Source organism: Microbacterium sp. NPDC055455, assembly GCF_053619935.1.
Genome location: NZ_JBSHLB010000001.1, coordinates 1,314,609 through 1,338,512, shown reverse-complemented (window position 1 = coordinate 1,338,512; position 23,904 = coordinate 1,314,609). Strand labels below are relative to the sequence as shown.

General features: G+C 68.6%; 19 protein-coding genes. 8 read left to right on the top strand and 11 right to left on the bottom strand.

The window, feature by feature from the left end; genetic code table 11:
• Nucleotides 1–26: 26 nt before the first annotated feature.
• Nucleotides 27–1,073, bottom strand: coding sequence for a LacI family DNA-binding transcriptional regulator (locus ACWGUG_RS05895; RefSeq protein ID WP_336398331.1), 1,047 nt, complete (start codon nucleotides 1,071–1,073; stop codon nucleotides 27–29).
• A gap of 196 nt (nucleotides 1,074–1,269) precedes the next feature.
• On the opposite strand from ACWGUG_RS05895, the gene ACWGUG_RS05890 reads away from it, so the two are divergent.
• Together ACWGUG_RS05890 and ACWGUG_RS05885 are read left to right on the top strand one after the other, a co-directional pair.
• Nucleotides 1,270–2,886, top strand: a complete 1,617-nt coding sequence (locus ACWGUG_RS05890) for a glycoside hydrolase family 68 protein (RefSeq protein ID WP_452324106.1) — start codon at nucleotides 1,270–1,272, stop codon at nucleotides 2,884–2,886.
• An 88-nt stretch (nucleotides 2,887–2,974) separates the two neighbouring features.
• Nucleotides 2,975–4,630, top strand: a complete 1,656-nt coding sequence (locus ACWGUG_RS05885; RefSeq protein ID WP_452324105.1) for a glycoside hydrolase family 32 protein — start codon at nucleotides 2,975–2,977, stop codon at nucleotides 4,628–4,630.
• 11 nt (nucleotides 4,631–4,641) lie between these two features.
• On the opposite strand, the gene ACWGUG_RS05880 is transcribed toward ACWGUG_RS05885, so the two are convergent.
• The 8 genes from ACWGUG_RS05880 to ACWGUG_RS05845 form a co-directional block, all read right to left on the bottom strand.
• The gene (locus tag ACWGUG_RS05880; protein ID WP_452324104.1) at nucleotides 4,642–5,700 is read right to left on the bottom strand and encodes a LacI family DNA-binding transcriptional regulator; all 1,059 of its coding nucleotides are present in this window, start codon (nucleotides 5,698–5,700) and stop codon (nucleotides 4,642–4,644) included.
• 204 nt (nucleotides 5,701–5,904) lie between these two features.
• On the bottom strand, nucleotides 5,905–7,182 hold the full coding sequence (locus ACWGUG_RS05875; protein ID WP_452324103.1) for a DUF222 domain-containing protein: 1,278 nt from the start codon (nucleotides 7,180–7,182) through the stop codon (nucleotides 5,905–5,907).
• A 105-nt stretch (nucleotides 7,183–7,287) separates the two neighbouring features.
• Entirely contained in the window at nucleotides 7,288–8,127 is an 840-nt protein-coding gene (locus ACWGUG_RS05870; RefSeq protein ID WP_452324102.1) for a universal stress protein, read from the bottom strand.
• 138 nt (nucleotides 8,128–8,265) lie between these two features.
• On the bottom strand, nucleotides 8,266–9,621 hold the full coding sequence (gene glmM / locus ACWGUG_RS05865) for a phosphoglucosamine mutase (protein WP_336398130.1): 1,356 nt from the start codon (nucleotides 9,619–9,621) through the stop codon (nucleotides 8,266–8,268).
• Nucleotides 9,622–9,637: 16 nt separating this feature from the next.
• A complete protein-coding gene (gene rpsI, locus ACWGUG_RS05860) occupies nucleotides 9,638–10,114 on the bottom strand; it encodes a 30S ribosomal protein S9 (protein ID WP_336398129.1) in 477 nt (158 codons plus the stop codon).
• A 25-nt stretch (nucleotides 10,115–10,139) separates the two neighbouring features.
• Nucleotides 10,140–10,586 (bottom strand): 50S ribosomal protein L13, encoded by a 447-nt coding sequence (gene rplM, locus ACWGUG_RS05855; RefSeq protein WP_336398128.1) that lies wholly within the window; start codon nucleotides 10,584–10,586, stop codon nucleotides 10,140–10,142.
• 223 nt (nucleotides 10,587–10,809) lie between these two features.
• Complete coding sequence (locus tag ACWGUG_RS05850; RefSeq protein WP_452324101.1) at nucleotides 10,810–12,423, bottom strand: hypothetical protein; 1,614 nt, start codon at nucleotides 12,421–12,423, stop codon at nucleotides 10,810–10,812.
• 126 nt (nucleotides 12,424–12,549) lie between these two features.
• Nucleotides 12,550–13,725 carry a hypothetical protein gene (locus ACWGUG_RS05845; protein WP_452324100.1) on the bottom strand — a complete coding sequence of 392 codons (1,176 nt, stop codon included), beginning with the start codon at nucleotides 13,723–13,725 and terminating at the stop codon, nucleotides 12,550–12,552.
• Between the two features lie 161 nt (nucleotides 13,726–13,886).
• On the opposite strand from ACWGUG_RS05845, the gene ACWGUG_RS05840 reads away from it, so the two are divergent.
• The 6 genes from ACWGUG_RS05840 to ACWGUG_RS05815 all read left to right on the top strand — a co-directional run bounded on the left by ACWGUG_RS05840 (nucleotide 13,887) and on the right by ACWGUG_RS05815 (nucleotide 21,796).
• Nucleotides 13,887–15,320: a polysaccharide biosynthesis tyrosine autokinase gene (locus ACWGUG_RS05840; protein WP_452324099.1), complete on the top strand. Its 1,434-nt coding sequence runs from the start codon at nucleotides 13,887–13,889 to the stop codon at nucleotides 15,318–15,320.
• On the top strand, nucleotides 15,320–15,913 hold the full coding sequence (locus ACWGUG_RS05835) for an arsenate reductase/protein-tyrosine-phosphatase family protein (RefSeq protein ID WP_452324098.1): 594 nt from the start codon (nucleotides 15,320–15,322) through the stop codon (nucleotides 15,911–15,913). The genes ACWGUG_RS05840 and ACWGUG_RS05835 overlap by 1 nt, the downstream gene beginning before the upstream one ends.
• A 236-nt stretch (nucleotides 15,914–16,149) precedes the next feature.
• Nucleotides 16,150–17,736 (top strand): sugar transferase, encoded by a 1,587-nt coding sequence (locus ACWGUG_RS05830; RefSeq protein WP_452324097.1) that lies wholly within the window; start codon nucleotides 16,150–16,152, stop codon nucleotides 17,734–17,736.
• Nucleotides 17,737–17,769: 33 nt separating this feature from the next.
• On the top strand, nucleotides 17,770–18,927 hold the full coding sequence (locus ACWGUG_RS05825) for an acyltransferase family protein (protein ID WP_452324096.1): 1,158 nt from the start codon (nucleotides 17,770–17,772) through the stop codon (nucleotides 18,925–18,927).
• Between the two features lie 199 nt (nucleotides 18,928–19,126).
• Entirely contained in the window at nucleotides 19,127–20,515 is a 1,389-nt protein-coding gene (locus ACWGUG_RS05820) for an oligosaccharide flippase family protein (protein WP_452324095.1), read from the top strand.
• 21 nt (nucleotides 20,516–20,536) lie between these two features.
• Complete coding sequence (locus ACWGUG_RS05815; protein WP_452324094.1) at nucleotides 20,537–21,796, top strand: O-antigen ligase family protein; 1,260 nt, start codon at nucleotides 20,537–20,539, stop codon at nucleotides 21,794–21,796.
• Nucleotides 21,797–21,963: 167 nt separating this feature from the next.
• Here the strand turns inward: ACWGUG_RS05815 and ACWGUG_RS05810 are convergent, their stop codons facing one another.
• Nucleotides 21,964–22,944 carry an acyltransferase family protein gene (locus ACWGUG_RS05810; protein WP_452324093.1) on the bottom strand — a complete coding sequence of 327 codons (981 nt, stop codon included), beginning with the start codon at nucleotides 22,942–22,944 and terminating at the stop codon, nucleotides 21,964–21,966.
• Nucleotides 22,941–23,699 carry a polysaccharide pyruvyl transferase family protein gene (locus ACWGUG_RS05805; protein WP_452324092.1) on the bottom strand — a complete coding sequence of 253 codons (759 nt, stop codon included), beginning with the start codon at nucleotides 23,697–23,699 and terminating at the stop codon, nucleotides 22,941–22,943. Before ACWGUG_RS05805 ends, ACWGUG_RS05810 begins: the two co-directional genes overlap by 4 nt.
• Between the last annotated feature and the right edge of the window lie 205 nt (nucleotides 23,700–23,904).

Sequence of the window (23,904 nt, the reverse complement as noted above, 5' to 3'; positions counted from 1 at the left end):
GCCGCCTTCGGCGGCCGCTCGTTGTGTCAAGCCCGTCGCCGGTTCTGTTTGCCGACGTGTGCCGGCGGCGGGCCCACGGAGTCTCGTCGGATGACGGGACACTCCATCAGGTGCGCGGCGTCCTCATCCCCTTCCGCACGGACGCCGAGTGCGACCTCCATCGCCCAGCGACCCATGTCGTAATGGGGCAGCGCGATGGTGGTCAGAGGGGGATCCTGTTCCGCGGCGACGAGCTGCTGGTCGTCGTACCCGACGACCGACAGATCCCGCGGGATGTCGAGGCCGCGGCGGTGCGCGGCGATGTACACGCCCACCGCCATACGGTCGTTGAAGCAGAAGACTGCGGTGGGGCGCTGCTCCTCGGGAAGCTCGAGCAGCCGCTCGAATGCGGCGCGTCCGCCGCGGGCGGTCGTCTCACCGTGCACGTGGAGGGCGGGGTCGACGGGGATGCCGGCCTCGGCGAGGACCTCGAGGTAGCCTTCGTGGCGCAGCGTCGAGGCGATGGGGTTGTCGTCGGTGTCGATGTAGGCGATGCGCCGATGCCCCGCGGCGACCAGTTCGCGCACGGCCGCCGCGCCCCCGGCGCGGTCGTCGGGGACGACGGAGCGGAATCCCCCGCCCTCGGGCCGGCAGTCGAGGAAGACCGCCGCCGCAGGGAGTCCGGTCGGGGCCGGGACGATCTGGTGCCACATGCACGCGTAGATGATCGCGTCGACCTGCTGCGCGGACAGTGCGCGGATCGCGTCCGCTTCGATGGCGCTGTCGCCGCCGGTGTCGATGAGGAAGAGCAGGTGGTCGTTCTCGCGCGCGGCGTCCTGCGCGCCGGCGAGCATGTCGCCGGCGAACGGCGTCGTCGCGATCTGGTCCGAGATGAGTCCGACGGTTCGGGTCTGCTGGGTGCGCAGCCCGCGGGCGACCGAGCTCGGAGCGTATCCGATGGAGCGGGCGGCCTCGCGGACGCGTGCCCTGGTCTCCTCCGAGATGCGGGATTCGACGTCGTTCATGACGAGGGACACGGTCGTCACAGACACACCGGCTGCCGCCGCCACGTCTGAGATCCGAGCCCGGGCCATCGTCGACACTCCCTCGTGCTAAATCGATTTATCGAACGAAACTGATTATGAACCGCTGTCGCGCTCGGCGTCAAGTGCGAAGTCGGGAAAGGCATGTCCCCCGAAAGGACGACATGCGCGGCCGGCGCGATCGTGTTTATATGAATAGGTGATGCAAATCGATTTGCATTACTCCCCACCGAAGGAGCAACGACTCATGAACACTCCCCCGAAGCGCGGCAGGCGTCTTCTGACAGGGGGGCTCGCGGCTGTCGCCGTGACAGCCTCGGCCCTGGTCGGCCTCCCTGCTGCCGCTGTGGCGACCCCGTCGACGGCGGGCGCGCTGCCCGACCTCCAGGACGGCCCTCAGCCCACCACGCACACCCAGGAGGCGTACGCCCCCGAGGACGACTTCACCGCGAAGTGGACCCGCGCCGACGCCCGGCAGCTCAAGCGCCTATCGGACCCGACGACCCCGTCTCGAGAGAACTCCATGCCCTCGTCGCTGACGATGCCGGAGGTCCCGCAGGACTTCCCCGACATGTCCAACGAGCAGGTCTGGGTGTGGGACACCTGGCCGCTGACCGATGAGGACGGCAACCAGTACTCCATCAACGGCCAGGAGGTCATCTTCTCGCTGGTCGCCGACCGCAGCCTCGGCTTCGACGAGCGCCACGTGTACGCCAAGATCGGCTACTTCTTCCGCCCCGCCGGCATCCCCGCCGACGAGCGGCCGGAGAACGGCGGCTGGACCTACGGCGGCCTCGTCTTCGACGAGGGCGTGACCGGCGAGATCTTCGAGGACAAGTCCTTCAGCCACCAGACCCAGTGGTCGGGCTCCGCACGGGTGTTCAAGGGCGGCGAGGTGAAGCTGTTCTTCACCGACGTGGCCTTCTACCGCGACGAGCAGGGCAAGGACCGCAAGCCCTACGACCCGCGTCTGGCGCTGAGCGTCGGCAAGGTGCACGCCACCGGGAACGGCGTCAAGCTCACGGGCTTCGACGAGGTGCACGACCTGCTGCGGGCCGACGGCACGTACTACCAGACGGGCGAGCAGAACCCGTTCTTCAACTTCCGCGACCCGTTCACGTTCGAGGACCCCGCCAACCCGGGTGAGACGTACATGGTGTTCGAGGGCAACACCGCGATGGCCCGCGAAGAGGCCTACTGCGCCGAAGAGGACCTCGGCTACCAGCCGGGCGACCCGTTCGCCGAGACGGTCGACGAGGTCAACGCGTCCGGCGCGCCGTACCAGATCGCGAACGTCGGCCTCGCGAAGGCGACCAACGACGACCTGACCGAGTGGGAGTTCCTCCCGCCGATCCTGTCGGCCAACTGCGTCACCGACCAGACCGAGCGCCCGCAGTTCATCTTCAAAGACGGCAAGGCGTACCTCTTCACCATCACGCACCGCGGCACGTTCGCGGCCGGGATCGACGGACCCGAGGGCGTCTACGGATTCGTCGGCGACGGCATCCGTTCCGACTTCCAGCCGCTCAACGGCGGCTCCGGTCTCGCGCTGGGAAACCCGACCAACCTGAACTACGCGCAGGGCCAGCCCTTCGCGCCGGACTACAACCAGCACCCGGGCGCCTTCCAGGCCTACTCGCACTACGTGATGCCCGGCGGTCTGGTGCAGTCGTTCATCGACACCATCGGCACGCACGACGATTTCGTCCGCGGCGGCACGCTGGCTCCGACGGTGAAGGTGGACATCTCCGGCGACGACACGAGCGTCGACTACTCCTACGGCGACGGCGGGCTCGGCGGATGGGCAGATGTCCCGGCGAACCTGAACATCAACCCCGGCGGCAAGGTCACCCCCATCAAGTGATCCGACGACCGGATGCCTCGGCACGGCCTCGTGCCGAGGCATCCGTTCCGCCGCTCCGACACGGACATCCCGACGGAAGGAAGCCGACATGCCCGCCCACGACCTTCTGCCCACGCCCCGGCGCCGCAGCGCGCTCGTGCTCGTGGCCGCCGCGCTGGCAGCGGTCGCAGTGGTGCTCGCTGCGGTGTCCGCCCTGACGCGTTCCGCGGACGACGACCACCAGGTGCGCCCGGCACCGGGGTCCTCGGCCTCAGACGGGTTCCAGCGGCCCGCCGACTGGTCGCCTCATCGACCGGCCGTGCACATCACGCCGGAGCGGAACTGGATGAACGACCCCCAGAAGCCGTTCCTGCTGGACGGCGTCTGGCACTATTACTACCTCTACAACGCGGACCATCCTGACGGGAACGGCACGGCGTGGTACCACGCGACGTCGACCGACCTCGTGCACTGGCAGGACGAGGGCGTCGCCATCGAGAAGTACGGCAACGGGCTGGGCGACATCTGGACCGGCACCGCGGTCGTCGACGAGAGGGGCACCGCAGGTTTCGGCCCCGGCGCCGTCATCGCGCTCGTCACGCAGCAGGTCGACGGGGTGCAGCGGCAGTCGCTGTTCTTCTCCCGCGACGGCGGCTACAGCTTCGCGTCGTACGAGGGCAATCCCGTCATGGACAACCCCGGAGTCGCCGACTGGCGCGACCCCCGGGTGTTCTGGGACGAGTCGGCCGGGCACTGGGTCATGGCGCTGGCCGAGCATGATCGGATCGGCTTCTACACGTCGCCGAATCTGCGGGACTGGACGTACACGTCCGACTTCTCGACGTCGGGCCTCGGTGTGCTCGAGTGTCCTGATCTGTTCCCGATGTCGGTCGACGGAGATCCCGATGACGTGCGCTGGGTGCTGGTCGCCGGTGCGAACGGTGCCGCCGAGGGTATGACGACGGGCACGGCCTACTGGATCGGCGAGTGGGACGGTGAGCGTTTCACTCCCGACGGCACCGGGCATCAGTGGCTCGACCGCGGTGCGGACTATTACGCGTCGGTCACATGGGATGATCCGCGGATGAGCGTCGAGGAGCGCCTGGCGACTCAATATGGGATCGGCTGGATGAACAACTGGGCGTATGCCGGGCAGTTCCCCACCGAGGACTGGCACGGAGGCTCGCATTCGCTCGTGCGCTCCCTCACGCTGCGGTCGGACGGCGAGCGGGCGACCCTGCGTTCGTCGCCTGCTCCCGGGCTGCGGGCGCTGGAGGGTGAGCCCGCGGCCGTCGATGATGTGCGCATCGACGAGCGCCATGGCGTCGACGTCGCCACTCCGGCGTCGGGCGCGTACCGGCTGAGGCTGGAGGCGGCGAGCGAGGAGGACGGCGAGCTGCGCATAAAGGTGCTCGGCGGGGACGGGACGTTCGCGACGGTCGGATACGACTTCCGCGACCAGGTCGCATTCGTCGCGCGCGACGCCGACGCGGCCGCGTCCGAGATGCCCGACGCCTATCGCATGGTGCGCACGGCGCCGGTGGCGTCCAGAGACGGGCGGGTCTCGTTGGACATCGTGGTGGATGCCGCTTCCGTCGAGGTGTTCGCCGGCGGCGGGGAGGCTGCTCTGACGATGGCGACGTTCGGGACCGCCGGCGAGCGCGGGCTGCGGATCGAGGGGGCGAACGGTTCGGTGTCGGTGAGCGACGCTTTCCTCACGCCGCTGCGCGTTGCGCCGATCGACCGGCAGCCGGAGCCTCGATAGGCCGAGGCGCGCTACCGTCGCGGCGTCGTCGCCGGCGCCACGACCGACGCGCGCTCCACCAGCCATCCCCGCAGGAGGTGCAGGCTCTCAGCCGGTGCCGACACCGTCCCGTCGATCCGGTCGAGCAGCCGCGCCATCCCCCATCGCCCCATCTCTTCGTGCGGCAGCGCGATCGTGGTGAGGCCCGGATCGAGCGCGTCTGCCACGGGATGCAGATCGTCGATGCCGACGACGGAGAGCCCTTCGGGAACACGGATGCCACGCCTCGCGGCCGCCTGCATCACGCCCATGGCGATCTGGTCGTTGAAGCAGATGATCGCGCTCGGGGGATGCCGCTGGTCGAGCAGGCGCCCGCCCGCCTCCCGGCCGCCGGCGGCGTCGGACGCGCAGAGCTCGAGCCGGTCGTCGCCCAGCGCGATGCCCTCGTCGCCCAGTGCGGAGCGGATGCCGATGAGCCGCCCGCGGGCGGCGCGGGATTCGTCGGTCGTGCCGACGTAGGCGATGTCGCGGTGCCCGTCGCGGGTGAGCCGCCGGCAGGCGAGTGTCGCGATCTGCGCCTCGTCGGGCACGACGGCATCGACCTCCCATCCGGGCTCGGGCGCCGCGTCGACCAGCACGACCGGAAAGCCGTCGGGCACGGCGGGCCGCTCGACGCGCTGGTGGTACATGCGGGCGATGAGCAGCCCGTCGACGCGCTGCGCGAGGAACCGTGCGACCAGATCCCGCTCGGCATCGGCGTCGCCTCCGCTCTCGGCCACCATCAGCAGCACGTCGCGCTCGAGGCCGGCGCGTCGTGCCCCCTCGATGATGCGGCCGGCGAAGGGCGTCGCCGCGAGGTCGTCGCCGATGAGACCGACGACGCCGGTGCGCCGTCGCCGCAGCCCGCTCGCCACCCTGTCGGGCACATAGCCGAGCTCGCGCGCGACCGCCAGGATGCGCTCGCGGGTGTCGGCATTCACCGCGCGAGCGCCGCTGAGTGCGTGCGACACGGTCGTCGGCGACACTCCCGCGGCCGCCGCGACGTCGCTGACCCGCGCGCGTCCGGCCCCGGATGCCCTACCGTTCCCCATTCCTCCAGGTTAGGCCGCGCCGCACTCCCGGTGAGCGCGCGGCGGCGCAGGGCTGTGTGAGGGGCCCGACCGCCGCCCGTCTCACGCACCGCCTCGCGCAAACGCCCCCCGTTGCCTGGGGCGAGGCGACCGACGGCGCGCGGCCTGGTACGTACCGATGGCACGGAATCCGACCTGCATGCGTTTCGCCGGTCTGGGACGCGGCTAGAACGGAGCCCCGACCGCGTCCGACGGCCGGAAGGCGGGCATATGGAGTGGTCTTTCCGGTGGCACCACATACCGTCGACCGGCCGGCGATATCCACTCGAGCGCGCCGCCGCTGTCGCGCACCTGTCTCACCCGCCACCCACCGTGATGTTTGACCTTGTGGTGCCCGCGGCAGAGCGGGTTCAGGTTGTCTATGCGAGTCTCACCCCCGGACTCCCAGGCGACGGTGTGATCGATCTCGCACCGCGAGGCCGGCATCCCGCATCCCGGCGCCATGCATCGCTCGGCCCTCCACTGCACGAGCCGTCGCATCGGAGCCGGCGGTCGATAGAGTTCGCGACCAACCGACAGGACCGTCGATGTCTCGGGGTGCACCAGGATCCGCATCCATCCCTCCACACCGCCGCATAGCTCGCGCGCTCGTTCGAGAGGGATCGGCCCCACACCCTCCACCACGGCGGGCGCCAGGCCGGCGGCCTCGCGGGCACGGTCGTGCTCCTCGAGCAGCGAGAGCGCAGGAACGGTGATCGCCACCGTTGCGCGGATGCCGCGGGCCTCGTCGGGGTGCGCATCCGTCACACCTTCGATCAGCAGGTCGCAGATCACGTCGGCGCGCACCTGCTCGAGCGAGCGACTCTCACTCTCGTGCGCGACGATAACCTTCGCGATGGAGGTCGCACGGGCATAGATCGCCTGTGCTTCGACCGCGGGCACGTAGAGATGCAGCCAAGACATCGCGTCGGCAGCGGGCTCGGCGACGACCCTGCGCAACGCGACCGCCGCTTCGTGACGTTCGGCGATCGAGACGGCGCGCGAGGCGTCGATCCGCCGGCGAAGGAGCCGCCGGAACGAACCGACCGGCATCGACTCCGCCAGCTCGACGGCCTCGGGCAGCAGCGCGGCACGCAGCTCGGGTTCGAGTTCGTCGACAGCTGTGACCAGGATCTCGGCGTGCCGCTCGGTCATCCGCGCGCGCCGCAACGATTGGAGGACCGACGGGTACCGCTGAACGATCGCTTCAGCCATGCGCATCAGCTCACCCGCGGCGTACTCGGTGGTGCGCAGCGCAGCAGCGAGCTCCAGCCGGACCCCGCGTTCGACGACGTCTGTGAAGCGATTACCGCGGGCGACGGCATCCGCCATAGCCTCTCGGCGCATCGCCTCCACCCGCACGAACCGTTGAGCGGCGAAGATCGACATCATGTCCGCCACCTCGACCACGAGGTCGAGCGCGTCCGGTATCGGAGGCTCGTAGGCATCCGCGTCGAGAAGCATACCGTCAGGTTAGAACATACCTACGACATCGCGGCTTGACGAGGGCGGGGTCGAGAGACCCGGACGCGCGACTTCTAGCCGCACCGCAGCCCCGCTCCCCGCGACTCAGCGCACGACCGCGGTCACGGTCGCCAGGCGGCCGAGCACCTCCTGGCTGATGGAGCCCAGCAGGAATCGCGCGAGCGCGCCGCGGCCGTGCGAGCCGACCACCGTCAGCCGCGCGGAGCCCGCCAGCCCGTTGATGATCTGCGACGGGTAGCCGCGCTCCACCTTCCGCACGATCTCGAGGTCGGGGTAGCGCGAGCCGAGCCCGGCCAGCGAAAGGGCGAGGGCCTCGGCGGTGAGCTTCTCCATGTTCTCGAGGTACTCCGCCGGATACGACCCCATGTTGCGCGGCGCCTCGAGGGGCGTCCACACCGCCACGGCGATGAGGGGCTCGCCGAGGCGGTCGGCCTCGTCCGCGGCGAAGGCCACCGCCTTCTCCGACACCGGCGAGCCGTCGACCCCGACGACCACGCCCGACCGTCCGGCGGCGTCCGCGTCGGGAACCACGACGACCGGGCAGTGGGCTCCCGCCGCGATGCGCAGGCCGTGCGCGCCCCGGGCCGCCCGCGATCCCTGGCCCGGGTAGTCGCTGCCGATCACGAGCAGCGCCGCGTCGGCCGAGGCGTCCACGAGCTTCGCCACCGGGTTGCCGCGCTCGACGCGCGTCCGCACGACCAGCCCGTCCGCGGCGATGCGCGACGCCTCGTGCTCCACGCGCTCGCGCGCCTCCTCGAGCGCGGCGGCGAGGACCGAGTCCTCCCCCACGGCGCCGACGGCGCCTCCCACGACGGTGACGAGCTCGAGCGGCTGCCGGCGCTCCCTCGCGCGCTGCGCGGCCCAATCGACCGCGCGACGCGCGACGGCGGCATCCGTGATTCCGACGACGATGGCTTCACCCACGATGGCTCCCTTCGGATGCCCCCAGGCTAGCGCCGGCGATCGCCCCGATGCAGGCGGATGCGCCGTGACAGACACCTCGGCCGCGAATGCGGGAAGCCCGGGCGTCCGAGGACGGCCGGGCTTCCCGTGAAGAGGCGGCTACAGCGCGAGGCGCTCGCGCACGACGTCGGCCAGGGCGTCCGCGTGACGACGTGCGTCGTCCTCGGAACCGGCCTCGACCATGACGCGCACGAGCGGCTCCGTGCCCGAGGGGCGCAGCAGCACGCGCCCGGACAGCCCGAGCTCTGCCGTGGCGCGGGCGACGGCATCCTGCACGATCTCATCGCCCACGCGCGTCCGGTCGACGCCCTTCACGTTGACGAGCACCTGCGGGTACACCGTCATGACCGACGCCAGCTCGGCGAGCGTCTTGCCCGTGCGTGCCATCTCGGCCACGAGGTGCAGGCCCGTGAGCAGGCCGTCGCCGGTCGTCGCGAACTCGCTCATGATGACGTGCCCGGACTGCTCGCCGCCGAGGGAGTAGCCGTGCTTGTTCATCGTCTCGAGAACGTACCGGTCGCCGACTGCGGTCGTCTCGAGGCGGATGCCGTGGGCGTCCATGGCGCGGTGCAGGCCGAGGTTGCTCATGACGGTCGCGACGAGCGTGTCGTCCTTGAGGGCGCCGCGCTCCTTCATCGCGACGGCCAGGATCGCCATGATCTGGTCGCCGTCCACGATGCGGCCCTCCGCGTCCACGGCGAGGCAGCGGTCCGCGTCGCCGTCGTGCGCGATGCCGACGTCGGCTCCGACGCGGACGACGTGCTCGGCGAGCAGATCGAGGTGGGTGGATCCGACGCCGTCGTTGATGTTGAGGCCGTCGGGGTCGGCGCCGATGACGGTGACCTTCGCGCCGGCGTCGCGGAACGTCTCGGGAGAGACGCCGGATGCCGCGCCGTGCGCGCAGTCGAGCACGACGTGCAACCCCTCGAGGCGGTTCGGCAGCGAGCCGAGCAGGTGCACGACGTAGCGGTCCTCGGCGTCGGCGAAGCGGCGGATGCGACCGACGCCGGCCCCGGTGGGCTGCAGCTTCGGCCCCTGCATCGCCTGCTCGATGCGCTCCTCGACGACGTCGGGCAGCTTCACACCGCCGGTGGCGAAGATCTTGATGCCGTTGTCGGGAGCGGGATTGTGGGATGCCGACACCATGACGCCGAAGTCGGCATCGATGTCGGCGATGAGGAACGCGGTCGCGGGCGTGGGGAGCACACCGGCGTCGTACACGTCGACGCCCGAGGACGCGAGCCCTGCCTCGACCGCAGCCGAGAGGAACTCGCCAGACACGCGCGGGTCGCGCGCGACGACGGCCGTGAGGCGCTTGCCGGCGGCGCGACGCGCCTCGGCCGTACGACCCTGGCCCAGGACGACAGCGGTCGCCTGGGCCAGGGTCAGTGCGAGATCGGCGGTGAGGGGGCCGTTGGCCAGCCCCCTCACCCCATCCGTGCCAAAGATCGGCATGCGGAGAGGAAGCCGATCAGCGCTTCGAGTACTGCGGCGCCTTGCGGGCCTTCTTGAGACCGGCCTTCTTGCGCTCGATGACGCGGGCGTCGCGCGAGAGGAAGCCGGCCTTCTTGAGGGTCGGGCGGTTGTTCTCGACGTCGATCTCGTTCAGCGCACGGGCGATGCCGAGGCGCAGCGCGCCGGCCTGGCCCGAGGGGCCGCCACCCGAGATGCGGACGATGACGTCGTACGCGTCGGTGAGGTTGAGCACCGTGAACGGGTCGGTGATGAGCTGCTGGTGCAGCTTGTTCGGGAAGTAGTCCTCGAACGCACGGCCGTTGACGGTGATGGTGCCGGAGCCCGGGATGACGCGCACGCGGGCGATGGCCTGCTTGCGGCGACCGACGGCTGCGCCCGACACCGAGAGCACGGGGCGCTCGGCGGCGACGGCGGTCTCGTCGACCTGGGACTCGGTGGAGTAGCTGCTGGGGGTTTCTTCGATGTTCGCCATCAGTGTGTCCTGTTCTGTGCGGCGCTTACTGGGCGACCTGGTCGAAAACGTACGCGGTGGGCTTCTGCGCCGCGTGCGGGTGCTCGGCACCGCGGTAGACCTTGAGCTTCGACAGCTGGTCGCGGCCGAGGGTGTTCTTGGGGAGCATGCCGCGGACGGCCTTCTCGACGGCGCGGACCGGGTTCTTCTCGAGGAGCTCCGAGTAGGTGACGGACTTGAGGCCGCCCGGGTAGCCCGAGTGGCGGTAGGCCTTCTTCTGCTCGAGCTTCTGGCCCGTCAGCGCGACCTTCTCGGCGTTGACGATGATGACGAAGTCGCCCATGTCGACGTGGGGGGCGAAGGTGGCCTTGTGCTTGCCACGCAGGAGCGCGGCGGCGTGCGAGGCGAGGCGGCCGAGGACGACGTCAGTCGCGTCGATGACCAGCCACTCGCGCTGGGCTTCGCCAGCCTTGGGGGTGTAAGTGCGCGTCACAGTAGTGCTGCTTTCTTGATCGAACGGAGAGGTTCGTGAATCCCACTCCGGGGTGCTTCGGCAGTCGGAGATCCGGTTTCCGGTTCCTGAGCCTGTCGAAGGGCGCCAGTGGAGGGCTCACGTTCGCGGTGCCGGGTCAGCTGAGCCGAACACCAAAGATCGAGTCTACGGCATCCGGATGCCTCGTCCAAACCGTCAGCGCGCGCCCGGGCGCGGCAGGGGCTCAGGGCACGATCGGCTCCACCGGATCCGCGGGTGGCTGCTCCTCCGGCGGTGGCTGCTCCTCGGCGGGCGGCTGCTCCTGCGTCTCAGGCGCCGGCTCGGGCTCAGGCGTCACGGGTGCCGAGAAGAAGCGGCGGGATGCCTCCTCCGCCCTCAGCTGATCCTCGCGCAGCGCGGTCACCGCGGCGGCATAGGCGAGCAGCTCGGCGTCGCCGCTCGCTCCCGCGCTCCTCGCGGCGCCGACCGCGGCCGCCGTGGCGATGACGTCGTCACGGAAGCTCTGAAAGGCCAGGTCGTTCTCGGCGGCGATCCCCTCGGCGGTGGCGGGGAGGGTCGCTCCGAGCGCGCGCTGCGCCTCGGTCAGCGCGGTGACCTGCTGTGTCACCGCGGCGGTCGCCGCCTTCACCTCTTCGGTGGTCGCCGCGACGGCGGCGGAGTAGGCGCGGGCGTCCGCCGCCGCATCCTCCGCGGACTGCACGTCGTCGATCGTCGTCACGTCGGGGGCGTCATAGGCGGCCGGCCGCTCGGGCAGCGTCGTGCTGTCCAGAAGAGCGATGACGGCACCTGCGGCCGCGTTCGCCGCGTCGAGCGCGGGCTGGTCGCTCATCCCCGCGACCGCTGCGAGTGCCGGCGTGGCGCTGTCGGCCGCGGCGCGGGCGGCTGCCGCGGTGGTGTCGTACTCCGCGTACGCCGCCTCCATCGCCGGCACCGGCTCGTCGGCGGCGTCGGCGGCGGCCTCGAACTCGGCGGTCGCCGCGGCGAGCTCCTCGGCCTGCGCCTGGAGCAGCTGCGACACGGTGATGCTCGCGGCCACGAGCATCAGGATGAGCGCGACCGCGATCCCCACGGACCACCACGTGCCCTTGCTCCAGGCTCGCATTCCACGCGGCGTCGAGGCGAACTCGCCCTGGGCCGCTTGCGCGGCCGCCGCCGCCTTCGCCGCGCGCCGCGCCTCGCGCTTCGTGGCACGTTGAGACGGCGGGCGTCGCTCGGCGGATCGTCCCGCCGGCGCGACGCCCGCAGCGGCGCGACCCGGAACCGTGACAGCCTCGGCGTCTCCGGCCACGACCGCGGCTGCCGCAACGGCTTCCGGAGCGACCGCCGATGGCGGAGCGGATGCCTCGATCGGCACGCCGGGCGCATCGTCGAGCGGGATCAGCTCACCGTCGGCGTCGAACATGAAGAGGTCGTCGGCGTCATACGAGAGCAGGTCGTCGTCATCGAGCGCGAAGAGCTCGTCGTCGGTTGGGGCTGCGGGCGGGATGGCGTCGGCGATGTCGGGCTCGGCGTCGTCGGCCGGGATCCGATCGGCCTCAGAGGGCACGCCATCGAACTCCGCGCCCGCAGGATCGGGCGCGGGCGCGTGATCAAGCGTGGGCGCCGGTGCCCCCTGCGCCGGGACAGGCGCGTCGACCGGATCCCGGCGCGGCGGTCGTGCGAAGAACTCGGCGAGCCGGTCGGCGGTGGTCGGGTCGTGAACCTGCCCCTCCGCCACCGGACCACGTGACTCCGCCCCGAAGAAGTCCGCCAGAGCGCGCGCTCGGACCTCGCCACCGTCGGCTGGGGAAGCCTGGGGTGACGAGCCGTCGTCGCTGGGGACGTTGATCGGGGGCATCGGAGTCAACGGCGCGCGCCCTCCCTAAGTCACGGCCGAATCGACTCAGGGTACACCGTTTCGCGCCACCCTCCGTCCATTGCGCGACAGGCGTCGCGGGCGTCAGGCGGAATCGCGGGGCGCGCCTCAGCTCGGAGGGTCGGTCGGGACCGGCTGGATCGGCGGGCCGGGGATGATCCCCGGGTCGGTGCCCGGCTCCGTGACCTCCCCTTCGGGCGGCGGCGGCACGGACTCCTCCTCGACCGGCGGCGGCGGCTCGACCACCTGGGGAGGCGTCCAGCTGTCGCGACGGATCTGCGACCTCAGGTCGAGAACGCGCTGGTTCTCCGCGCGAAGCGCATCCACCGCCTGGCCGTACAAGACCATCTGGGCCAGGCCGCTCTCTCCTCGACCCTGCGCGACCCCCACGTCATCCGCGGTGACGCGGACTGCCTCCCGGTACGACTCGACCGCGGCGAGGTTCTCGTCGACGACCTCGGCGGCGGACGCCGGCAGGGTGGCCCCGAACGTAGCGAGCGCCGCTCTGAAGGCATCCTGGGCGGCTGTCAGTGCCGACCTCGCCTCCCGGGTGCGATCGATCGCCTCGTCGATCGCCTCCGAGGCCTCGCGCACGTCGTCGAGCGCAGCGGCGACGGATGCCAGGTCCGTCGGTTCCGGGGTCGCGCGGCCGAGTTCCACCGCATCGTCGGCGGCCTGGTGTCCGGCGAGCGCGCTGCCGAACGCGTCGAGTGCCTGCACCGCCGTCGCCCGCGCGGCCTCATCGCTCTTGCCCTCCAGCCCTACAAGGGCGGCATCCGCCTCCGCCGCCAGGGCTGCGGCATCCGTGATGGCGGTGCTGTAGAGCCCCTGCGACGTCTGCAGGGTCGTCGCACGATTGCGCACCTCGGCCTCCTGCTGGCGAAGACTCTGCGCAGCCTGGGCGACGTCGTCCTGGGTGGTGCGCTCGACGAGCACGAGTGCGCCGACGCCGACAACCGCCGCGACGGCCACGGTCGCGACGAGAGCGTTCACCCAGTCAGCGGGCGTCCGGCGGCGAGAGCGCTGCCGCCGGGGCCGCGCCGCGGACTTGTCCGGAACAGGGGCGGCCGACGCCTGACGCTGGGGGCCAGGAGCGGCGGCTCCTGCCTCTCCGACGATGTCGGCGAGGCTCGCTCGCCCCTGCGTCGACCCCGCGGGCCTCGCCGCGCCGGCGGCTCCTGCGCCGACCAGACGCCGCAGCCGCTCGCGTTCCCGGGGGTCGATCCCGGGCCCCGGCGATGCGGTGTGACCCGCCTCACCGAAGAGATCGTCGAGCGTGCTCACCAAGCCTCCCTGGTTCGAATGGACCGGCCGGAGAAGGTGTGCTGCGCGTGTCGGCCGACGTGCACGGCAAGGATACAATCGCCGCAGCGAGCCGCGCGCGCTCACCCCGCGCGCGGTCCTGGTGGTCGCGGCTCTGTGAACGCGCTGAAAGGGACGAGATTTTGGAACTGCGCGACTACGTACGAATCCTGCACCGCAACTGGGTGCTCATCCTCTCTCTCACCGTTCTCGGTGCCGCTGTGGGCTTCGGCTGGTCACTGCTGAAGACGCCCGAGTACGAGGCCACGACCGAGCTCTACGTGTCGGTGCGATCGACCGACAGCGCCCTCGTGGGCGAGCTGGCGCAGGGCACGAACTACGCACGGCAGGCGGTGACGAGCTTCGTCGACGTGGTGAACAGCGCCGTCGTGCTGGATCGCGTCATCGACGACCTCGACCTGGATGTGACCTCGTCCGAGCTCTCGCGCAACGTGTCGGCCTCCGTCCCGCCGAACACGGTCATCATCTCGGCCACGGTCACCGATGAGGACCCGGGTCAGGCCGCGGCGATCGCGAACTCGGTTGGCGCGAATTTCGCCGACGTCGTCGTGAATGAGCTCGAGAAGCCGGACGGAGAAGCGCCGAGCCTCGTCCGCATCGAGACGATCCAGCCCGCGCTGGTGCCGACCTCCGCGTCCAGCCCCAACGCTCCCCTCAACATCGCCCTCGGCCTCCTGGTCGGCCTCGCCGCCGGCGTCGGCTTCGCGGTGCTGCGCACCGTCCTCGACACGCGCATCCACTCGACCCACGACATCGAGCAGGTCACCGACAAGTCGGTGCTTGGCGGCATCGCGTTCGACCCCGACACCAAGAAGCGCCCGCTCATCGTGCACTCCGACCCGATGAATCCTCGCGCCGAGTCGTTCCGCACGCTGCGCACCAATCTGCAGTTCGTCGACGTCGATCACGACGGCGGATCGCGGTCCTTCGTGATCACGAGCGCAGGCCCTGGCGAGGGCAAGTCGACGACCACCGCGAACCTCGCGATCGCCCTCGCCGAGACCGGAGCCCGCGTGGCGCTGGTCGACGGCGACCTGCGCCTGCCGAAGGTCGCCGAGTACATGGGCATCGAGGGCGGCGTCGGTCTCACCGACGTGCTCATCGGACACGCGGAGCTGAGGGACGTCCTCCAGCGCTGGGGGCGCGGCAAGCTGTTCGTGCTGCCGGCCGGCCGTATCCCCCCGAACCCGTCGGAGCTTCTCGGCAGCCAGGCGATGCAGAAGACCCTGCACGCGCTGACCGAGGCGTTCGACTACGTCCTCGTCGACGCGCCGCCGCTGCTCCTCGTGACCGACGCGGCCGTCGTCTCCAAGTTCACGAGCGGCGCGATCCTCGTGGCCGCGTCCGGTTCGACGCGCAAGCCGCAGCTCGAGGGCGCCGTGAAGGCGCTCGACGGCATCGGCAGCCGCCTGCTCGGCATCATCGTCACGATGCTGCCGACGAAGGGCCCCGACAGCTACGGCTACGGAAGCTACACCTACAGCGCGACGCACGACATCCGCGAGAAGGGCCAGACGCGCGCCGAGCTGCGCAAGGCCCGCGCCGCGGAGGCGTGATGACGTTCCGCATCCTCACGGTCTGCACCGGCAACGTCTGCCGCAGTCCGCTCGCCGAGCAGCTGCTGCGCGCGCGGCTCAACCCGTCGATCGTCACCGTCAAGAGCGCCGGAGTGAGCGCCCTGGTGGGGGTCGGCATGCCCGATCCGGCGCTCGAGTGGGCAAATCGCCTGGGGGTGACGGATGCCGCCGCCCACGTCGCGCAGCAGGTGACGGTCGAGCTGATCCGCGGTGCGGATCTCGTGCTGGCGATGTCGCGCGAGCATCGGCGCGCCCTCGTGGAGCTGACCCCGGCGGCGACCCGGAAGACCTTTACCATCCGCGAACTCGCCCACATCGCGGCGGGGATCAGCGACGACGAGCTTCGCGCCGAGGTCGCCGGATCGACGGACGCGGTGGAGGCGCTTCGTGCGGCGGTGGACCTGGCTTCGGCGCTGCGTGGCGTGGTCGAGCCGGTCGCCTCCCCCGATGACCTCGATGTGATCGACCCCTACCGGCAGTCCGCCGCAGTGTACGAGCAGTCGGCGACGCAGCTCGCCCCCGCGGCCGACGCCGTGGCACTGTTCCTCGCCCGCGCCGTCGCCCCTCGCTGAGCGGTCGAGCCGCGCGAACCGACTCCGGGTGGTGTCATCCGTTCGGCGGACACCAGCGTCAATTCGCGACACCGGAGGTTCCGGATCGCGCCAAGCACGCGCGGGTGGCTCAGCCTCGCGGCACCCCCCAAGTAGCCTCCTGAAGACAAGGGAGGGTTCGCAGGCGACCTCAACAGGCGCCCTGCTACACCGCGCCCGAGTGAGTCTCCTGGCGCCGGATCGCATAAGGGGGCTCCGTGACAGTTGATGTGAACGTCGAATCATCCCGCCCGGTCGCGCCGTCTCCCGAGTCCTCGGCGGAACCGGCACGCCGTCCCCGTGACTCCGACCCGGTCCTCGCCCCTTCCCCGCAGAAGGCCGCCCTCGAGCGCCCCGCGGCGGCGCCGAGGAGCTGGGCGACACGCTACGCGCGTCGGCTCTGGGTCAGCGACCTCCTCGTCCTCATCACGGTCGTCTACGGGACGCAGCTCGTCTGGTTCGGCACGGGAAGCGCACAGGTCGCGATCCGCGCCGACAGCCGCCTGACGGACGTGTCGTACTGGGTCTTCTCGGCCGTGCTCATGACCCTGTGGATGATCGGCCTCACCATGGCCGACTCTCGCAGCCCGCGAGTGGTCGGCACGGGCTCGACCGAGTACGTGCGGGTCGCGAACGCGAGCTTCGTGGTGTTCAGCGTCGTGATCATCGCCTCGTTCCTGCTGCGGCTGGACGTCGCGCGCGGCTACCTTCTGATCGCACTGCCGGCGGGCGCCCTGCTGCTTCTCGCCGAACGGCATGTCTGGCGTCGCTGGCTTCTCGCCCGGCGCGCGAGAGGCGAGTACTCCGCCCGAGTGCTTTTGGTGGGCTCCGACGCCTCGGTGGCGCAGATCGCGCATGAGCTCCAGCGCTCTCCGCGCGCCGGCTACCACGTCGTCGGCGCCTGCGTGCCGACCGGGCGCGTGGCCGCCACCATCGAGGGCTCGGACGTGCCCGTCATGGGCAATGTGAACGACGTCGCCGGCGCCATGGCGGCCGTCGGTGCCGACACCGTCGTCGTGACGAGCACCGACGAGCTGCCGCCCTTCAAGGTGAAGCAGATCTCGTGGGGCCTGGAGTCCGGCCGGCAGCACCTCGTCCTGGCGCCGAGCATCGTCGACATCGCGGGCCCTCGCATCCACACGCGTCCCGTCTCCGGTCTTCCGCTGATCCACGTCGAGACGCCACGGTTCAGCAAGGGCCAGCTGTTCCTCAAGCGCGCGACCGACCTGACGGCGAGCCTCGTCGGCGTCGTCCTCCTGAGCCCGCTGCTGGTGTTCCTTGCCATCTCGGTGCGGCTGTCCAGCGATGGTCCGGTGTTCTTCCGTCAGACCCGGATCGGGCTCGGCGGGCGCGAGTTCACGATGCTGAAGTTCCGTTCCATGGTGCAGAACGCGGAGGAACTCCTGCCGCAGTTGCAGGACCAGCAGCGCGATGTCGGCAATGAGGTGCTGTTCAAGATGTCGAACGACCCGCGGGTGACCCCCGTCGGTCGTCTCATGCGCAAGTACAGCCTCGACGAGCTGCCCCAGCTCTTCAACGTGATCGGCGGCTCGATGTCTCTGGTCGGTCCGCGGCCGCCGCTCGCGAGCGAGGTGGAGCGGTACGCCGACCACGTGCATCGCCGGTTCCTCGCCAAGCCCGGCATCACCGGCGCGTGGCAGGTGAGCGGCCGATCCACCCTCTCGTGGGAGGACTCGGTGCGCCTCGACCTCTCCTACGTGGAGAATTGGACGCTCCTGGGCGACCTCCTGATCATCCTGAAGACCGGCAAGGCCGTCCTGGCCCCCGGTTCGACGGCCGCCTGACGCTCATACGCCTCCCTCGCGAACGGACAACGCATGGCAGAGATTGAGCCGCTCGGTCGACGTCCTTCGACTCGCGTCGAGTACATTGACGTCCTACGGTTCGTCGCGGCGCTGTCAGTCGTCGCCTTCCACTGGCTATACAACGGGGTCGCTGGCGAGAAGGTGACGACCGTCAGCCTCACCCCAGCGGGGGACATCGCCAAGTACGGCTCCATCGGTGTTGCGCAGTTCTTCGTTATCAGTGGCTTCGTGATCGGATTCTCGGCAAGTAGGGGCTCCGCCGGAAAGTTCGCAGCGGGACGGGCGCTGCGGCTCTACCCGGCCTACTGGGTTGCCCTGGTCGTCACGACAGGTGTTGTCGCGCTCGCCGGAGCACCGGAGTTCGGTGTGACCGTCTCGCAGTTCCTCGCGAACGTAACGATGATGCCCGCGCTTTTCGGCGAGCCACCAATTGACGGCGTGTACTGGACGCTCAGCCTAGAGCTCGTGTTCTACGCGGCAGTGTTCGCAGTACTCTTTCTGGGATTCCGCAAGTGGCTCCCCGTGATTCTTCCAGGGTGGGCGCTGAGCATGCTTGCTCTTGCTCTGATCGGCGTCGCCTCCGTACCGCTTTTCAGCGGGTACTTCTGCTACTTCGCAGGGGGAGCCATAATCGACCTCATCAGGCGCCACGGGTTCAGCCTGTACCGTCTCGCGGGACTTGTTGCGGCGGTCGCCACATCGATCCTTTTCACCATCAGCCGTATTCCCGGGTGGGGGACGCCCGAGGTGGACAGCGGCGGGACCACCATTCGGATAGCCCTCGACCTCGTCTGTTTCGGCGTCGTCCTCTGCGCACTGATTCCGCGGGTGGCAGGCTTTTCGGTACCGGGATCGCGGTGGCTTGGGGCTGTGACCTACCCCATGTACCTGCTTCACGCGCACATCGGCTACGTCATACTCAATCGGTTCGCGACCAACGAAAACTTCTGGGTCGTGATCGCCTTGATGCTCGCCGGGCTGATACTCAGCGCTTGGCTTCTGCACAGGGCTGTGGAGGTGCAACTCACGCCATTGTGGAGAGCGCTCTTCGGATCGGTCGTACAAAAGCCGATCGATGCTGCCGCACGACTCGTCCCGTGGGGCACTGCCCGAACCAGCGAAGTCCACATTTCAGATGTCTCAGGCCAAGCCCGAACGAGATCACGGTGATGGCTAGCCCGACATACGCCGCGGTGGAGGGCCCGCCGATCTGGTCGTCCCGGATCAATCTGATGGATTTTGCTGCTGGCGTCCGCCGAGCGTCAGGAGTCGCGGCGGAGTTAGACATCGTCGCCGCACACCCTTGCACAACGCGGTCCATGAGGCGACATATACGGGCGAATAGGCCGCAAGACGGCAGGATGAGGCGATGGCGACCAACGGCTCGCCAGCTCACTGCCGCACCAATCCTAAGATGGCGGCAAGACGACCACCGTTCCCTGGCCAGCGTCTATGCAAGGGATGTTGTGGAGTGAGTACCAAGCGTGCCGTAGCGATCACAGCCGTGGGAAACATCATCGCTCCTGCAGTCGGCCTCCTGACGGCGCCGATGCTGGCGCTCTCGCTCGGGGTTGCTGGCAGAGGAGAGCTGGCGGCCGCGACTGCACCGCTCTTGCTTGCGAGCAACGCCGCCACGCTGGGGTTGCCTAGCGCGATCACGTACTTCACCTCGCGACGCGCCCCGAGAGAAGCTCGCATGATCGCGGTGTCATTGGTTCTCCTGGGCTTCGCCGGTCTCGCGAGCACGACGCTCATCGCGCTACTGAGCCCCGTGCTCGCTGCGGGGGATCAGGATCTCGCGAAGCTAATCACCCTCGCGAGCCTTGCCGTTACGCCGGCTTTGATTCTTGCGGGGTTGCGCGCGCTCGCTTTGGGGTTGCAGCGATGGTGGCTGGTGACGTCCGAGAAGCTCACGTCGGCCATCATCCGCCTTGCAGCGCTCGGCGCGATGTGGATTGCCGGCTCACTGAACCTGATCTCGGCAACGTTGATCATGTCTGTCACGACGTTCGCCGGGATCGTCGTGTACTTCGCATTGCCGTTCGGCAAGAGAACAGAAAGACCCGAATCAGACACGGCTCATTCGAGCTTTGCGGTCCTCTCGTACGGCGCTCGGGTCTGGCTTGGTTCGCTCAGCGGGATTCTCCTGATTCGGATCGGTCAAACCCTGATGGTTCCTTTGTCCGGCGCCTACGAGCTGGGTCTCTTCGCGGTGGCGGCGACGATCAGTGAGGCGGCCCTCATCTTCAATGCAGCGGTTTCCACCGTGGTCTTCTCAACCGAGTCTCGTAAGTCAGATGCGAAGCGGTTGGCAGACACAACGCGCGTATCCACGATCGTCACAGCGGTCATGGCCATATTGATCGGTCTGCTCTCGATCTGGGCCGTGCCATTCTTGTTCGGGGAAGAGTTCAGAGCGGCCCTTCCTACTCTGTGGGTACTCCTTGCCGCGGTAGCTCTCGGTAATCCGGGATCGATCGCGGGCCAAGGGCTCAACGCGCGTCACCGTCCGGAGCTGCGCAGCGCCTCCCTCGCTGTCGCGCTCGTCGCGAACGTCGCCATGATGTTCGCGCTCGTGCCCTGGCTGGGAAGTCTCGGCGCCGCGACGGCTCAGCTCGGCGCGAACGTCATCGCCGGTGGTCTAAACCTGTTCTGGCTCAAGCGGGGGTTCGGCTTGCCCGTGAAAGACTTCTTACTGCCCCGGCGTAGCGACTTCGAACTCCTCGCCAAAGCAACGCGCCTGCCTCGCGCACGATAACCCGCCCCGAAAGGAGACCACGTGGCGCTTGCTGTTTGGGCCGCGGTCGCTGTCGTTCTTGCGATCTGGTGGATCAGGCGGGCCAGCGTCGTACCCATCGCCATGGTGGCCGCGTACGTACTGGTCCCCTTCGTTATGGGGAGCTCCATAACCGACGGGAGCGGCCACCCGGGCACAATAATCGCATTCGTCGCGCTCGCATTTTGCGTGCTGGCTCGGCCGAGGCAACTCTTCGGCGAACTCGGCTCCCACCCCTTGCTCTACCTGGCTATGCTTGCGCTCCTGGGATTCCTGTTCGTTTGCCTCAGGTTCGCTGCCAACGGTGCGACAGTTCCTACTGATACCGTACTGGCTCCGTGGGTCATGCTCGTTCTGATCAGGACCAGCATGGCGTGGGGCGATGTACGGTCCCCGCTGCGGAACGCAGTGATCCTCCTTGCTCTAGCGCAGATCGCGATTGCCTTCGCCACTTGGATTGCTGGCGCACCTTTCCTTTTCGTGGATCAGTTCGCCGCGTATTACTGGTTCACCAGCGACTACACGCGCGGCATGGGGACGACTGACCATCCGCTCGTTCTCTCCCTACTTCTCGCGTGCACGGTGCCATTGCTCGTCACGCTCCGCTCGGGCTTGCTTCAGTTCGTTCTCTTCGCGGCGATCATCGGCGGGATCATGCTTACGGAGAGTCGAACCGGGTTGATCGCCGCGCTGATCGGCGGAGCCTTCATCGTCCTCCGCAAGGGTCGCACGGTTGGCGCCCGCGTGACCGCCGCGGCGGGTGGCGCCGTTGCCGCGATTCTGGTGTTCCAGGGACCACTCGCAACCAATGTCTTCGAGAAGTTCGCCGACGATGGCGGATCCAGCTCAGTGCGCTTCGCCGCGATGGAGGCGTTCGGTCGCCGGGTCGGCGAGTTCGCAATTGTGGGGTGGGGCCCCGGTGGGTCGGCTGAATTTCAACGTCAGGAGGGCTTGCGTTCTTCGCTCGAGAGCGCGGGCTTGATGTATTCGGTGGACTATGGCGTGCTGTTCAGCGTTGGGTACTTCGCGCTAGCATTGGCGTTCATTTTCCTTGGGCGGAACGCTCTTGGTGGAGCTCGGTTTGCCGCACTTACAGCTCTCGTCATGGTCCAGACATTCAGTTCGCTCGCCACGAACAGTGCCAGTGCCGCGATTCTCTGGGCGTTCGTGGCTCTCGCTTCGCTGGCAGCGCCAGCCGTGGCGAATGCCGAGGATCATGAGACGAACGCGCACCTCCCTGAGCCCGCACATCGAGCAGCCTAGGGATGAGGTCCCGCTCGCTCAATCGGCTGATGCGCGTTCGCGATTCGTCTTAACCGGAAGCAAACCGAAGCCGCCGCCTGCGCGACTCGAACCCTGTGCGCGGGTAGTGCCGCTTCGAGTGATGGGGACGACGTAGCAGAGCGATCCCAAGCAGGTTCGCCCGCTCGCTATACGGAGCGTCCCATCGGATTGATCGCGACGAATCTCGGCGCCCCAACCAGTACTGGCGACGCCATCGTCCGGGCAAGCAACCACGCGGCCACCCATGGAATCGTCAGCGCGGGCAGGAAGTCCAGCCACGAGCCATTCTTGGGAGTATCAAGTATCCACAGCACGACGGCGTGACTGAGAACAACCACGGTGCCGACGGTCGCTAGCGATGTGAGCGTGCGTGGGAGCCATCCTTCAGCCTTCGCGAAAATCGCCTCGCTAAGGAGGATGAGTCCGATGCAGATCGCAGCGGCGACGAACGGACTCAAAATCGGCGTACCGAAGTCGGATCGCTTCAAGTCAAGTGGTCGGGCAACTTGCGCGATGATGAGCGCCGCTGAAAGGCAGAGCAACGCAAAGCCGACGACGACGGGCCGACCGATGCGATGACGCAGATCTCGCATGGCCTGGCCGATGAGGAGGAAGGTGATGGCGGCTACCGCAACACCTCCGGAGAGCGGCACCTTGGCCACCAGGTTCGGCACGAAAGTCGCCAAACCAAGTCCGAAGAGCGCGGTGGACCACGCCATTATCGGCGGGAATCGCTCAAGCCATCGAAAGACGACGCACGCGATGAGCAGGGCAGTCATGAACCAGAACGCCGAGAATGGCCGGCCAATGTAGGCGCCGCCTGCGATGATCCTTACGGTCTGAGCAAGAACGTCCGTACCGCCTTGAGCGTTCACGATCAAGAAGGGGATTGCAATGATCACAAGCCACGCCACGTACGGCAGGCCGATAGTGCGCCACCGACTCGCTGCCTCGGCCCGAACGGAGCGCCCCCGCTTCCACAAGTAACCACTGAGAACGAAGAAGAGTGGCACATGCCACGTATAAATGAGTTCGCGAATCGCCTGGTTGTCCCAGACATGTCCAGCAACGACCGCGGTTATGCCGAGGACTCGGAGCGCATCAAGCGCCGCGTCTCGCCTGCTCACGTGGTCGTGCGCGACGCGTCGTTCGTCAGGGCGGTCGCAGACAGTTCCAGCTCACGGGTAAGCTGCGCAACTGCCCCTTGAGCCGCGTCGAGCCGATCTTGCGCGGTTTTCCGCTCGGCGATCGACCGGTTGTCGCTCGGAAGAGTGGCCCGCCAATCGACGAGCCGAGGCTCGATCCCAATCGAGCTGAAGAAATCTCGATACTTAAAAGCGGGGGAAGTGGCGGTGCGGGACTTAAGGCTTACGAGCGTGCTGGGCGTACCAAACGCGTGCGCGAGGATGATCCCGTGCAGTCCTGAGCTGGCCACATACTGAGCGCGGGCAATCAGGGACATCATCTCTTCTGGCTTCATGTTCGGCGGCGCGATGGTAAATCCGTTCCGTCGAAGTGTATTGATTGCGTCACGCCCAGCCGCAGTATTGAATGCGCTGTAGTGTGGCACGAGCACCATGAGGTTGCGCTGGCGGGATCCGAACTGCCAGAACTGCGGTGCCAGAAGGCCTGGGTCACCAAGCGGGGTGGTCGCCGGCAGGCCGAGACGTTCGCGCGTGAGCGGGCCCCGCACGCCGATGACTGCCGGTGCGATCCTGTCCAGGTCGTACTCACGGTCAGGGTCAGCGATTCCGCTTCCCCATATCCGACCGGCACCCGCCCTCGAGTTGTACAGGTCAATCACCGATCCCAAAGCAACCATGTCAGCAGCACCGATGGTCGCCCAGCGCACGCCTTCGCCCAAGACACGCTCGACGATCAAGCGGCTTAGCTCGTCTCCGTAGTTCGAGACCCTCGGCCGTCGCGGGCTGACGAGTCGAAGCCACGCGCTCCCGTGCTGTCGCAGCTCAGAAAGCGCGCTCCGAGCCGAATGCATGGGCGAGAACCAGTACAGGCTGGGGCTGGTCGACAAGGAATTGTCCAATCGTGTCGGTGCAATGAAGCGTGTCGAGGGCCGCGCGTGAGCA

Bases quoted from the DNA above. Each gene is read 5' to 3' on its own strand.
- ACWGUG_RS05895 (WP_336398331.1), bottom strand. From the start codon at position 1,073: ATGGCCCGGGCTCGGATCTCAGACGTGGCGGCGGCAGCCGGTGTGTCT.
- ACWGUG_RS05890 (WP_452324106.1), top strand. From the start codon at position 1,270: ATGAACACTCCCCCGAAGCGCGGCAGGCGTCTTCTGACAGGGGGGCTC.
- ACWGUG_RS05885 (WP_452324105.1), top strand. From the start codon at position 2,975: ATGCCCGCCCACGACCTTCTGCCCACGCCCCGGCGCCGCAGCGCGCTC.
- ACWGUG_RS05880 (WP_452324104.1), bottom strand. From the start codon at position 5,700: ATGGGGAACGGTAGGGCATCCGGGGCCGGACGCGCGCGGGTCAGCGAC.
- ACWGUG_RS05875 (WP_452324103.1), bottom strand. From the start codon at position 7,182: ATGCTTCTCGACGCGGATGCCTACGAGCCTCCGATACCGGACGCGCTC.
- glmM (WP_336398130.1), bottom strand. From the start codon at position 9,621: ATGCCGATCTTTGGCACGGATGGGGTGAGGGGGCTGGCCAACGGCCCC.
- rpsI (WP_336398129.1), bottom strand. From the start codon at position 10,114: ATGGCGAACATCGAAGAAACCCCCAGCAGCTACTCCACCGAGTCCCAG.
- ACWGUG_RS05850 (WP_452324101.1), bottom strand. From the start codon at position 12,423: ATGCCCCCGATCAACGTCCCCAGCGACGACGGCTCGTCACCCCAGGCT.
- ACWGUG_RS05835 (WP_452324098.1), top strand. From the start codon at position 15,320: ATGACGTTCCGCATCCTCACGGTCTGCACCGGCAACGTCTGCCGCAGT.
- ACWGUG_RS05825 (WP_452324096.1), top strand. From the start codon at position 17,770: ATGGCAGAGATTGAGCCGCTCGGTCGACGTCCTTCGACTCGCGTCGAG.
- ACWGUG_RS05820 (WP_452324095.1), top strand. From the start codon at position 19,127: ATGGCGACCAACGGCTCGCCAGCTCACTGCCGCACCAATCCTAAGATG.